Below are 13402 nucleotides of genomic sequence, written 5' to 3' on the forward strand. Positions count from 1 at the left end.
GAAAAGCATTCCAAGAAATGAAGTTTCACTTTATCCCGCATGTAAGGTGCCGTAATACTCCCACTTTAAGAATGTAGGCAATACGAAGAAGCCAAAGTGGTAAAAAACGACCCCTAAATGCCCGATTGGTTCATCTAACATTTCTTGGGAAAAGCATTCCAAGAAATGAAGTTTCACTTTATCCTTTAAGGAGAGCTGCACATGATAAATCCCTGTTGGCAGCTAATAAACAAACGAAATTGAAGAATGGAGAAATGCCATGAATAGCGAGATTAGGATTGAACAGTTGGTGGAAAAACATGAATTGGAAAAGGTGATCCCCATAGAGAAGGCGATCTGGGGAAATGCTACACCTGTGCATCAGACCTATACAACAGTAAAAAATGGTGGGCTTATGCTTGGCGCATATGATACGGACCAATTAGTCGGCTTTTCATATGGGTTTAGTGCCTATGATGGAAAAGAAGTATATTTATATTCGCATATGCTTGGAATTACTCAACCATATCAAAAAATGGGGTTAGGGATGAAGCTAAAGTTAAAGCAAGCAGAAATAGCAGAGCAAATGGGGTATACCAAAATGAAGTGGACATTTGATCCGCTGCAAAGCTTAAATGCATATCTTAATTTGGCTAAACTCGGAGCTGTCGGAATGACATATAAAGAGAATTACTATGGTGAAATGAAGGATGAGTTAAATCAAGGAATGCCCTCTGATCGTATGATTATAGAGTGGTATTGGAACCAGCGTTCATCAATGGATGTCCAGAAAGTAGTCGATGATCAACTGTTATTAAGAGAAGTTAACGGAAATCCAGTTACGGCAGATATAGCTGATCAGTTGCTTCAAGGAAAGGAATATTTTGTCACTATTCCTAACAATATACTAGAGTTAAAAAAAGAAGATTTGCAAAAGGCATTAGAATGGCGAATGAAAACACGCGAAGTTTTCCTGTCGCTATTCAAACAAGGTTTCCAAGCAAAGCACTTTATACGTGATTCTAATCGACCGTTTGGATATTTTTATTTTTCGAAATAAAGTAGAAGAAACCGAAAAGCCTGATTCGGCTTTCCGGTTTTTAAGGTTACCTATCTACTTTTTCTTACGATAAGTTAACATCGCCTCGGTGTGTCGTATCTTCGTTAGAAGCTCTTTAATTTGTGCGTTACTAACCGAGCGCTTCTAGCTTTTGTTTCTTAATGAATAGGTTGTTTTTTTACGATAGGATTGATTCAGCCATACACTTGTACCAAGGAGTAATAAGAGTGTGCCGATTAACATCCAATTAAATATATTTGTTGCTGTATTCGGTAAGGAAGATGATCCTGTACCATTGTGATTGGAGGTATTTTCAATAATTGGAGCTTGGCTATCATCCCTTGTTTGATTTGGTTTCGATTGGTTGATGCCATTATCCGCTGCTGGTTGCTCCATGCTAGGCTTTTCATTGTTGTTACTATCTTGATCGCTTCCAGTAGATCCCTGGCCGCCATCCCTACCGGTAGAATTATCTTGCTCGTTTTTACCATCATTGGTACCTCCACCTGGTTGGCCGTCGTCCTCTGGATTTTCCGGCTTCTCTGGATTTTCTGGTTCAATGATTTCTCCATCAACGGTTAGAAAATTCCAAATGCTGGAGCGTGTTTTGCCGCCAAATTTATCCGTCGCTATCGTATACCAGAAATATTCATGGTTCGGATCTAAATCATTCCATATGACAGAAGCTTTTTTACCACTTGGAACATTGTTTACGGTACCGATTTTTTCGTCTGTATAAACATTGACTTCAATGTAATCCGTAGCAACCTTTTTTGTTTGTGCTGCTGTATCAAACTCAAAAGAAAATTCATCTTTTCCAGGATACTCCGTTGGATCATAATAATTATAATCATCCAGATAAGGAGAATACGTTTGGACATAGACTTGATTATCTTTCATTTTGAAATTTAAAATCCGTAAATATCCTTGACCGCCTTCAGGGCCGCCTTGATAATCAGCCAACATTTGATAAACGGTCCGATCAGCAAAGCCGTCTCCATTATCATCAATGTCATCTACCAACGTTTGGGCATTATGATAATGTCCAGACAATACGGCAAAGACATTTTCATTTGGTACAACCACTTTTTCAAAAAGCTGATCCCCGATAGGGCTTCTATTACCAGTCGCTAATAGATATTCATGTACATTAAGAATAGCTTTTCTGTTAGGATGAGCTTCAAGAACTTGATTTACCCAGGCAATGCCCTCTTCTTCAATTCCCCAACCAAGATATATCATAATAAAGTCAATACCGTTTACAGACATTAAATCATAATGTCCACGGTTGTTTTGAAACGAACCTCCATAATAATCATTATTTTTAAAGCGATCTTCTCCAAAGAAACGACTATAGTAACTATAATCATGGTCTTTGTTGTTGACATCATGGTTTCCAGCAAGAACTCCATATGGAACACCTGCATCATCTAACGTTTTCATAGCTTTATCTGCAACATTCCATTGGTTTAAATCATTATACACATTTACGATGTCTCCTGTGTGAAAAACATATTCAATGTTTAGTTTTTCTCTATTTTTTACGATCCACTCTGTTTGCTTTTCATAAATATATGGATAGCTTTCCGTATAGTATTGTGTGTCAGACATCCAAACAAAGCTGAATTCTTCCCCAATAGCAGCAATCTGATCTTGAACGATAACACTTATTTTTTGATCTTGAACATATTCCTGCCCCTGAACAGTTCCCACAAGTTCAAAGTCTTCTTTTCCGGCAATCGTAGTTATAAGAGCATCCCATTTACTAGTTTGATAGTTCCAAGCGTACATGGTTACTTTTCTGCCTTCTAAGGAAGAACCGTTCCAAACAATTTCAATTTCGTCGTTTTCATCTACCTGTTGATCGACAGTAACATCAAAACGGTGATAAGGAAATTGATAATCGGATTCCGTTTCTAGTTTGTTTCCATCGCGTACTTGTAATTGGTTGCGCCTATCATCTGTTATACGTTCTTCTCCTTCAGGAAGATACCCCTTGGGAGGCTCGGTATCAACAGCATTCTGGGAAATGGTTATATTTTTATCTGCAGCAGTATATTGATACGCTTGATAAAAATCAACATTCATTTCATCATTTGTCGGATCTTTTACCGTAACGGATAGATTAGCACTGGTACTATCCGGATCATTTGCCAGCCAGTCAGGTAAGAACGGATGCTCTTCCACTACATGAAATGTTACCTTTTTTTCTACCGTATTGTTTGCGGCGTCTGTAGCTTGATAGACGAGCTCATGTTTTCCTGGTTTTAAAAGGGCAGAAGAAGTCTGATAAGGAAGTGAAATATATTCTCCATCTAATTGTGCAGTTAGTGAAGTAACTTCACTTGTTTCATCTTTTGCTTCTGCATTAATTATAAATTCGCCTTTATATGTTTCACCATCTTTGATAGAAGGAAGAATAATCGGCTTTGTATTATCCGTTATAACCGTAGCGGCAACTTCTTCGTTATCCGAAACAGCTTTTATGTGATGCTTGCCATCGGGTACTTTCGTTGTATCAAATAAATAAGCGGTTGAAGCAAATTCTTCTTCTCCAAGATTAAACGTGAAATCATAAACTGCATTTTTTCCAGGGCTGTCGCCAATCGAATAATCCTGATTTGGATCACTGTATTTTGGATCATATATCGTTGTTCCATCAGATAAAACCAAGCGAATGTTTTTAATGGTAAAATCATCCCGATTTTCTTGAGAGGTTTCATCAAATGGCCCTACTTTGTTACCGGCCCGAATGGTAATGGTGTTTTCATTCTGTTTCAGTTTATCAGCAGGGATTGGAACAGTTAATGTAGTAAATTTCGTATGTGTATCATCGAATATCCGGAGAATTTCATCTCCCATCGTCACTCCGTTTTGAAAATAAATATTTGTATCTTTAACATCGAAAGCAAAATATGCCTCTGATTCCATTGCTTTAAAGGTGTTTGTCGCTTCATTGTTATCGATAAATAATTTAGGTGCAGTTTTTCCATCATCTGTTGTCGCCTTCATTACTTTTTCTCCAGAAAGCAGCTCATTATTGCTAACATTTAGTCGTAAACCTTCTTGTATCGTTGAAGTTTTAATGTTGATTGTACTGGAATTAGAAATCGATTCATTTCTACCATCGCTTGCGACAAAATAATATTCTAATTCACGTTTGCCAATGAACTCTGGTTCATAAACAATATGTTCATATTTATGATCAGCTTGTGTTTCTAAATTAACTTTTTTAAAGTCGGCTGTTTTATCTGTGCGATAATAAACACTAACGGATTTAACATCAAGATTATCTGTAATGGTGGCTGAAAGAGTAACAGGTTCGTCTAAAGTAATTTCCTTGTTATTTGTTGTATGTTTAATTACTGGTTTTTCTGTGTCTTTAGGTAAATTGACTTTTTCAGCTGGCACTTGTTCCGTTAATACAGATCCTGGAGTTGCCGGGGATTTTCCGGCACTGATTTTTTTCGAATAAAGTCCTCCGTCGGTTGGATAACGATAAAAGATGCCTTTGTTAGCTGCCGTATCATCTACATCAACTTCATCATTATAGCTTGCATAGGAGAGTTCTTTTCCTGTTTTGGTAGCAATAATTAGTGTACGCTGGCCGCTGTTCGCCATTGATGTATTATAAATCTTAAAAAGGTTTTTCCCTTCTATTAAATTTGTTTTAAAATTCGCATTAAAATCAGCAGCTGTTTTATCTGTGTTTGCATGATTTATTATCCAGAATACGATTGTTTCTCCGGGATCAACCATCACTTCTTGGTCATCTTTTGGGTCCCAAATTAAGTCATTTCCCGCACCTGTATTCGGATAACGATAACGGATCGAATAGTCTTTAAAATTAATCGATTCTGTTGAATTGTTATAGACTTCGATAAACTCATAGGCATCAGCGCCATTACTATTTGTCGTATCCGGAACAAGTTCAGTAATTAAAAGAGGCGGCACCTTTTGATAATCTATATTTTCTACTGGAAAGTTGTATTCTTGAACTTTAGTTTTTGTCTCACCCGCTTCATTGGAAGCTGTTAAATAAAAGTTTATTTTATCGCTCCATATCGCATCCCGAGGAATTGTCACGGAATAGATAGTCGGGTCATCTTTAGAAGGTTCTAATTGCCAAGTTTGATAATCTGCTTTGTCACTTTGTGAAATTGAAATAGTTGCTCCTAATAACTTCTGTTTAGATGAGATGTTTACATTTATCGTAATTTGATCGTTGTCAACGGTAACCGCAGGATTTTTAATGATCGGTTTAGCTGCATTTTCGTCTTCAATCTTGACAGTTTTTTCCGGAGCTTGCCCAGGAACGATGGTTAATGGTGTAATCGTTTCACCAATTCCAACCTTCAGCATCTTTGTTCCTTCTCGAGGGTAACTGTATACAATGCCTTGATCTGGAAGTGTATCATCTGTTGCAGTATCATTATAGGTTGCTTGCACAATTTCGTTATTAAACTTATCTGCAACGACTAAGGTGCGCTGATTGCCATTAGCCATTCCATCATTATAAATTTCTGTCACATGACTTTCTGGCAGATTTAGCCCATATTGTTGATTGAAGTCTGCAAGTGTTTTGTCTTGGTTGCCGAAATTTTTAATCCAGACAATAAAGCTTTCTTGCGGCTCAATTACTTTGTTATCAGATAGCTTCCATACTTGATCGGCTGTACCGTCAGGATAACGATAAAATAATTGATAGTCTTTCATATTAATAGATTGGTTTGAATTATTATAGATCTCAATGAACTCATAACCATCTGCTTTATTCACATTTGTAGTGTCAGGAGTGATTTCAGTAATTAATAGCTTAGGAAGCTTTTGCGTATCCATGTTCGTTACTTGATCGACGGTAACGTGTATATCATTCTCTTTTGGGTATACAATTGTTCCGCCGTCCATAGTCTCTGCAACTATTTGGTAGCTAAAACTAGGTGACCAAAGGTATTGTTTTGGCACCGTTACGGTAAATGTATCTGTTCCCTCCATTTTTATAAAAGAAAGCTCTTGGGTCATCATTTGCTTTCCAGTTTTATATTTTAGTGTCAAGTTTTTCACATGAGAGGCAGTTGCGCGAATAGTTAGATCGTTTGCATTGGAAATCTGTTCCACCGGCTCGTGCTTAATAATCGATTCTTCGTTAGCCGTTTCTGCTTTATTTGTAGAGTTTTTATTCTTTTTTTCTTGAACTGGTTTTGTGGAATTGGCTGTCTTTTCTTGTTTGCTGTTATCTTGAGGAGTTTCTTGAGGTACTTCTATTTCCACTTGTTGATCTGGTATTTGTCCATGAATTAATGTACCAGGTGTAGCTGTTTCGGCTACGCCACCGTCATTCATCTGGTTATTGTGAAAATAAAAGAGTTGACTTGCACTAGCTTCATGATAGTTGTAAGTAATTTCGGATATTTCTTTATTTTCCTCTTGTTTAATAAATTTGATGGTTGAATCTTTCGCTGATATTGTTACATGACCAACCATGATGAATTGCTCACTTTTTAAGTTTGTATTGTAATGATGATTAAAGGTTTCCACATGATTCGCTTTGTTAGTAAAACGGATGATTTTGGTCTTTCCAGCTGGAATTAGCGGTGAATCATTAAATTCAATTTTTTTACCCTGAATCAATAACGAATAATCTTTTAACGGTACAGCTTCTGTCGTATTGTTATACACTTCGATAAATGGCTCGTTACCTAGGTTAACTTCCGTTATCATAAGATGTGGAGCGGCTTGTGAATCAGCTTTAGATTCTTTTTTGATAGGGACTGTAAAAGTGTTTGAAGTTTGTTGGGTTTGCCCATTATCAGCTACAATCCAATAGTTGATTTTTTCTGACCAAAGAGAAGTAGCTGGGATAGAAGTTGTAAAGGTATTGTTTTCTTCCTTATTCATCATTACTGCAACCGGCTTAGAAAATGGTGTAGGCTGATAGTATAAGGTTGCTTTTGTTGCGGTTGGAATGGTTGCGGTTATTTGCTGATTTTCGTAAGCAATAAACGATTCAGGTACGTCATGTTGAATTTCTAATGGTTGCTTTATTTCTTCAGATGAATTGGAACTTTCATTTGATTGCTCATTCCATTTTTCTGTCTGTTGCTGTGAATTAGAAACAGCGGCATAAGCAATAGAGCTAGTTTGTAATAAATTTGTGATGACTAGCGTAATTGCAGTTATTACTGCTAAAAGCGTATGTAATTTTCTTTTTTTCATTTTTATAACCATTCCTTTCACTTTCGCTCAAGGCACAAAACGGTATGAAATGTACTTGTGCTGAGCGCTTTTTTATTATTCTAGATTTATGGGGATGCTTAGTTAACTACAAATCACGTGGAGGTGAGTGTGCTATTCTGTAATTTAGACAGTTTGAAGAAAAAGGACCTTATAACCCAGAGCTATATAAAAAATCAGATGTACTTCCTGTAAGTCGTGAGATAACGGTCGAACAAGCTATTGCACTCGCAAAATCTCAAGGTTTTCGCATGCTATATTAGAAACTAAAGAACATAGACAAATTGCTATTGGTTTATAATTTTTTTTAAAAAGTCATCTTTGATGGTTTATTTGGCATATAGTTTTAATTTAAAAAGTAATTATGGGGTTATTTCATACTTTCCCTCCCTTTTATAGACTTTATATAAAGTATAAATATTAACTATTAATACTCAGTTAAAACAATGTAAAGATTTGTAAAGCATCACAAAAAGCGAAAGGAGTGCATATATCATCGGTTCTTTTCACTTTTTTATGTGTGTCAGGCATGGCGACTATCTTAGTGGTGAAAGTCCACTGTGGGGGTTACACAACAACCAACCACTAGAGAAGCGCAAGGCACTTATCGTGAGGAAAGGGCTGAACAATTTATAGTGTTTTTACACCATGAATGCACGAAGGATAAACTTCTAAATGAGTTAATGAGCGCTGATAAGGCTGCGCTTTTTTTAGTGGCTGATGTGGAAGAACAAACCACAGACATGGCGCCAGCTACCCAGGCATTTATTGATACGTTGAAAGCGAAGGGGTGGAAGGGTGATCTATATTCAGGCCACGACACCTATAAGCCGCTGGACATGGACAAGGTGAAAGCAGACTTTGTTTGGATCCCGCGTTATGGTAGCAACAAGCCAGCTTGCCCGTGTGATTTATGGCAATATACGGAGACTGGTCGTCTTGTGTCCAGTAATGTGGACTTGAACAAACTGACTGGTAGCAAGTTGTTGTCATATTTTACTGGCGGTAGTCTAATGTACAGCAAACCGCTAAACCGGTGAAGCCATCCAGTAAGCCTGCTGCCGCTTTCAGTACTTATACCGTAAAATCTGGAGATACGTTGTCAGGCATTGTGGCTAAGTATGGTACAAGCGTAGCAGCCCTGCAGCACCTGATCTATAAGGGACAAAAGATCAAGCTGTCCAGATCTGCACAAGCAAAGCCGGTCGCTAAATACCATACAGTTAGAGCAGGAGATGCCGTATCTGGACTTGCTGTTAAATATGGTAGTACGTAAGCGCAGACCAAGACATGGAATAAGCTTTCTGATGTCAATAAAATTTATGTGTGTCAGAGACTACTGATTAAATGAGAACGGGGCTGGGACAAAACTAGCCAAAAATAAATAAAAATGGTTTCAATCATCGGTTTTTGATAATTGGAACCATTTTTTGTTGGTTTATTTCCATTATCGATTGTTTAGTTTCTGTTCATAGCGATATACTTCTTCAAGTTCACCGCCATGAATGCAAAACCTAATTCATTTTCTACTTTCTCTTTGCCCTGACGGACAAACGAGTGAAACCCAAATTATCCTTCAAAAATCCGAAGACTGGCTCTACATCAATTTTACGTTTTCATAGATTTCACCAGTTTCTTTATTCGAAAGCTGTTGTCTTACATATTTTTTTTGTTGTTCCCATTTTTCGGTATGACAGTTTGTCAAATTAAGTGCAACAGTTCTTCCTGAAACGCTTCGTGTGTAGTTTTCCAATTTAAACATTTTCAAGGTCTATTGTTGATCAGTGTTAGTGCATTTTCTAGTTCTGCATCTGAGGCTTTAGCCAAAACGATTTTTTTAGGGAGGAACTCTTGTAATAAAATTTATGACGTAGAACAATCAAGTTTTTGTTTTCTAACCATCCTTGATATATCCAACGATAAATGGTTTTGATGCTAAGCCCCTTGAAATAAGCGTCCGGCAATGTGTTCTGGACCAGGTAAGCTTCAATTTTAGGTGTTTCACTTAATATTACAATGCGTCATGTAACCCAGCCTACAGTACTTTTAGTAATTGTTTTTAGAGAGTCTAACACAGTTCTTTGTTTATCTGTTAATCAGTTAGATAACGCTAGACGTTTGATTTCATACAAGGATATAGAACAAGGAGTGCGTGGCTTGAAGCACAGCGTAATAGTCAATACGAAAGGATTAAACCAATGATTTATGAGGGTATTGACGTAGCCAAGCATAAACACCAAGTGGCAATCATTGATAATGGAGGTGAAATCTACGAACATGATTTAGTTATATATCAGGATTTCAAAGACTTCATGAAAAACTTTGTCGTTTACAGACAGAAGTAGCGTAAGAATGCTAAATAGCGATGGAAGATACTGGCCATTATAATGTTCCTATCCTACAATTTTTCACGATTAATAGCCAATTATTCACAAACGTTCAAGGCGTACTATTGGAAAAAGCTAGCTGAGGGTAAGCACTATAACGTGGTGCTCAGCCATGTAACGAAGAAATTAATAAAAGTGATATTCCATTTTTGCTGTAAACCGGTGAATCATATAAAGAAGTATGTGCGTAATGTAAAAAGTGAAGCTATGGTAAATAGCGTTACAATAATCTCAGATTTCACACTACAAATAAGCTTGATGATTAATTTGAAATTCACAAATCATCAAGCTTATTTGCCATGCTCCAAAACTTCTAATGGAAAATACTAAATTTATTGCTAAAAGCTTATTGACTTTATATAGTTAGCCTCAAAGTATAAAAAAAGTGATTAGTATAGTCTTATTGATTCTTTGAATTCATTAAATGCATTTTTACCGTAATCATCACCATATTGATTTATATGTTTTTGAATTTCATCAAGATGTTCATGGAGAAAAGAATGTATTTCAGTAGTATCTGCTACATTATATATTTCATGAAGAAAATCTATAGTTTCTCCAATAAGAAAGCTATTATTAAGTTTTAATAAAACTGAACATATTTCTGGTATAGCATTAAATGCTTCTTCCGCTGAAAGACCTTCAGTAAGTTCTTCAAAAGACTCTTTGAAATACCATTCATTTTGATCAAGTTCTGCTTCCCAATTTTCAAAGATATTTAGTAGTTTTTGTTCCAACGATGTTGACCACCTTTATTTGTATTTGAAATCATCAAATTTCTTAGTCTTCTTATTATAATTGAAGTGGATTGTAATTGTTTTACTACCTTTAACTTTAAATGTTCTTTGCATTTTAACCCATCCTTTTTTACCAGACCAACGTTTATCCGTCAATTTTTTTGATGGAAGAATTTCTTTAGCACCTTTCAAAGGGTTGGATAAAACACTTTTCATTGCGATTTGTTCTTCAAGATTTTTTAGCTGTAGTTCTCCCTGTAGACCCCTTTCCTAGGGACTTTTTTTCAGTTGTTTATTTAAATCTTTAACTGCGCTTTTAATAGCCTTTTTTCCAAACTTCTTTACAACCCATTTGATACCAAATCTTGCTAAAAATCCGACTATTATAGGGATAGCAGGTATTACAGAGGCACTGATTTCAGATGAATTTATATCAAATACTTCACCAGTTTCCTGATCAGCTTTATCTAATAAACGATTAAGACAAAGGGGTATCCCCCTTTGTCTTAGACCAATATCTAAAAGTATACACCGCAATATCTTTCTACGTGGGGGACAACCTTTTTGAAAAGTAGCTTTGTCGTCTAGCTTTAAGCGCTCATCTGCTAGCAAACTTCGAATTTCTTCCTACGATAAGTCAACATCGGCTCGAATCTAAAAGAAGGCCGATTAAAAGCGGGCTGGTCGCTTAGGCGTTGGCATGACTCTGTTTATAGCATGTTTTTTTTATCTTGGATGTAAGAATCCGTATTTTTCTTATTTCAAAAACTACTTGAGATTTTACGTACTAATGGGAAAAACGGCACCTAAATGCCCGATTCATTAAAGGCTTTTAGGTCAAACCCTTCGCGGTACTGACATTCTGTGTATAAGGCGTTCACGGAATGAAGTTTCACTGTTCTTGTCAAAAGGTATCTAGTTTGCGTCATTAACTACGCTTCTAACTTAAATAGTATTTCAAATACCCATTATATAAGTTAGAAAATGTGTTTTATTGAGCATGTGATTACATAAAAAACATCATTAATTGCGCTGAAATGGCAACAAAAATAAGTGAAAATGGATAAGCAGCAGCGTAAGCAATAATGGCATCATCTGTATCGACTACTTGGTTTAATACACCTAAGGCGGGTGTACTTGTTCTGCCTCCGCATAGCGAGCCAAGTGAATGGACAATGCTAAGTTTAAACAGTTTTTTTGCTGCTAAATATCCTAAAAAGATTGGCACAAGTGTTATTATTGTGCCTCCAATTGCCAATTTAACTCCTTCTGTTTGAATCACATCTACAAAACCCTTTCCTGCTGTTGTACCTGCACCCGCTAAAAATAATACAAGTCCTAATTCACGAATAACATGATTAACAGGCTCAAAATAGCGTACATGAATCGGACCAATATGACCAAAATGGCCGATAATTAAGGCGATAAATAAAGGGCCTCCAGCTATTCCGAGCGTAATTGTTCCAAGTCCCGGTATGTAAATGGGGAGCATTCCAAGCATGATCCCTAATAATAGGGTTATGCTAATCGAGAAAATATGAATGTTTGTAAGTGTCACATTTTTTTGTGAGAAGAGTTTTTCTATCTGGTTTAAACGATCTTCCGTGCTTACAATTGTTAATACATCGCCACGAAGTAAACTCAAATTTGGATGCTGGTTTAATTCCAGTCCTTTTCGTTCAATTCTAGTTACTGTCGCACCATATTTTTTTCGGAGCTTCAATTCTTGAATACTTTTTCCGATTATCGTTTCGTCCTCTACAGTTACTTTTTTGAATTGTATATTATCAGGATTTTCAAGCTGGGTATTCACTTGCTGGCCAACATAATTACCGAAAGATTTCAGTTCTTTCTCTTCGCCAACAGTAACAAGATTATCACCCATTAAAACTGTAGTATCACTGAGCGCAATCATCGTATGACCATTACGAATAATCCTGCTGATGACAACGGCTTTTTTACTGATTGCAAGCTCTTTTAACGTTTTTTTATGGAGCTTCGGGTTTGTAACTTTAAATGACATGACTTCAGGAGAATGTTCATTTTTAACCGGATGATTCGTTTTCTCTAAGTCTTCCATAAGGTCTACTTTACTAAAACGGGGCAAAAGCTGAACAAATAGAATGATTGCAAGTACTCCAAAAGGATAGCCAATTCCATAGCCCACGGAGGCAATTGGATCGTTTGTTGCCTGTAATGCAGCAGCTAAGCCCGGTGTACTTGTTAATGCTCCCGTCATCAATCCGATACTTAATGGTGCTGTAAGATCAAATACTTTTGCAACTAACACTGTCGTTAACACAGCGCTGGAGACGATAAATAAAGAAATAACACAAAAAATGATGCCATTTGAACGAATCATTCGGAAAAAACGTGGCCCGGCTTGAAGACCGATAGCTACAGTAAATAAGCTCAATCCGAATTTTTGAATGATTGGTGAAACTTGATACCCAAAATGACCAAAAATCATAGCAATGAGTAATACTCCGGCAGTTCCTAAGCTTAATTTTTTTATTTTGATTTGGCCTAGAAAGGAGCCAAGAAATAAAATAATAAAAACTAAAGTAAGTTGTTCATCTAGTAGATCATGCAGTAAAGATTCCATTTTCCTCTCCTCTTTCATTTATCCCGCATGTAAGGTGTCGTAATTTTCTCCATTGCAAAATATGCTAGTGATGTTAGGAACATGATGAGAAAAAAGGCACCTAAATGCCCGATTCGTTCAGCTAGCATTTCTTGGGAAAGGCATTCCAAGAAATGAAGTTTCACTTTATAAACATATTGTACTATAAGCCGATTTAAAATCTTAGATTCAAAAGCAATGTTCAATAAGTTTTCAAGCTTCTATGGGCTAATTAAGTATGTAACCGTTTTGAATTAACTGTAAGTTGTTTTAATTAAGAAATTTATGAAAATAAGGAAGTGAAAAATGCATAATTGATTAATGAACAAGGAGAAGGAAAAAATGTATGCATTTACATTTTTGTTTTTGTTTCATATGTTTT

Annotated in this window: 8 protein-coding genes and 3 pseudogenes; 3 read left to right on the forward strand and 8 right to left on the reverse strand. The window is 36.4% G+C overall.

What is annotated here, in order from left to right; all coding sequences use genetic code 11:
- The first annotated feature begins 259 nt into the window (after window positions 1–259).
- The gene (locus tag BN1066_RS12575) at window positions 260–1039 is read left to right on the forward strand and encodes a GNAT family N-acetyltransferase (protein ID WP_077319837.1); all 780 of its coding nucleotides are present in this window, start codon (window positions 260–262) and stop codon (window positions 1037–1039) included.
- Window positions 1040–1183: 144 nt separating this feature from the next.
- On the opposite strand, the gene BN1066_RS12580 is transcribed toward BN1066_RS12575, so the two are convergent.
- Window positions 1184–7255, reverse strand: coding sequence for a lamin tail domain-containing protein (locus BN1066_RS12580; RefSeq protein WP_179104386.1), 6072 nt, complete (start codon window positions 7253–7255; stop codon window positions 1184–1186).
- Between the two features lie 578 nt (window positions 7256–7833).
- Here BN1066_RS12580 and BN1066_RS12585 point away from each other — a divergent pair.
- Both BN1066_RS12585 and BN1066_RS12590 read left to right on the forward strand, forming a co-directional pair.
- Complete coding sequence (locus BN1066_RS12585; protein WP_245799781.1) at window positions 7834–8313, forward strand: GH25 family lysozyme; 480 nt, start codon at window positions 7834–7836, stop codon at window positions 8311–8313.
- On the forward strand, window positions 8310–8549 hold the full coding sequence (locus BN1066_RS12590) for a LysM peptidoglycan-binding domain-containing protein (protein ID WP_077319839.1): 240 nt from the start codon (window positions 8310–8312) through the stop codon (window positions 8547–8549). The genes BN1066_RS12585 and BN1066_RS12590 overlap by 4 nt, the downstream gene beginning before the upstream one ends.
- Before the next feature lie 182 nt (window positions 8550–8731).
- Here BN1066_RS12590 and BN1066_RS12595 read toward each other — a convergent pair.
- The 7 genes and pseudogenes from BN1066_RS12595 to BN1066_RS12615 all read right to left on the reverse strand — a co-directional run.
- A pseudogene (locus BN1066_RS12595) lies at window positions 8732–8960 on the reverse strand (transposase); the annotation flags it as partial.
- A gap of 14 nt (window positions 8961–8974) precedes the next feature.
- Window positions 8975–9133 (reverse strand): annotated as a pseudogene (locus tag BN1066_RS21275) (IS30 family transposase); the annotation flags it as partial.
- 35 nt (window positions 9134–9168) lie between these two features.
- A pseudogene (locus BN1066_RS21280) lies at window positions 9169–9266 on the reverse strand (IS30 family transposase); the annotation flags it as partial.
- A gap of 783 nt (window positions 9267–10049) precedes the next feature.
- Window positions 10050–10397, reverse strand: coding sequence for a hypothetical protein (locus tag BN1066_RS12600; RefSeq protein ID WP_077319840.1), 348 nt, complete (start codon window positions 10395–10397; stop codon window positions 10050–10052).
- Between the two features lie 15 nt (window positions 10398–10412).
- Complete coding sequence (locus BN1066_RS12605) at window positions 10413–10613, reverse strand: hypothetical protein (protein WP_077319841.1); 201 nt, start codon at window positions 10611–10613, stop codon at window positions 10413–10415.
- 54 nt (window positions 10614–10667) lie between these two features.
- Complete coding sequence (locus tag BN1066_RS12610) at window positions 10668–11009, reverse strand: SAR2788 family putative toxin (protein ID WP_077319842.1); 342 nt, start codon at window positions 11007–11009, stop codon at window positions 10668–10670.
- A gap of 394 nt (window positions 11010–11403) precedes the next feature.
- Window positions 11404–13002 carry an aspartate:alanine exchanger family transporter gene (locus BN1066_RS12615; RefSeq protein WP_077319843.1) on the reverse strand — a complete coding sequence of 533 codons (1599 nt, stop codon included), beginning with the start codon at window positions 13000–13002 and terminating at the stop codon, window positions 11404–11406.
- Window positions 13003–13402: the final 400 nt, after the last annotated feature.

The sequence above is a fragment of the Virgibacillus proomii genome, from assembly GCF_900162615.1.
Taxonomy (GTDB): Bacteria; Bacillota; Bacilli; order Bacillales; family Amphibacillaceae; genus Virgibacillus; species Virgibacillus proomii.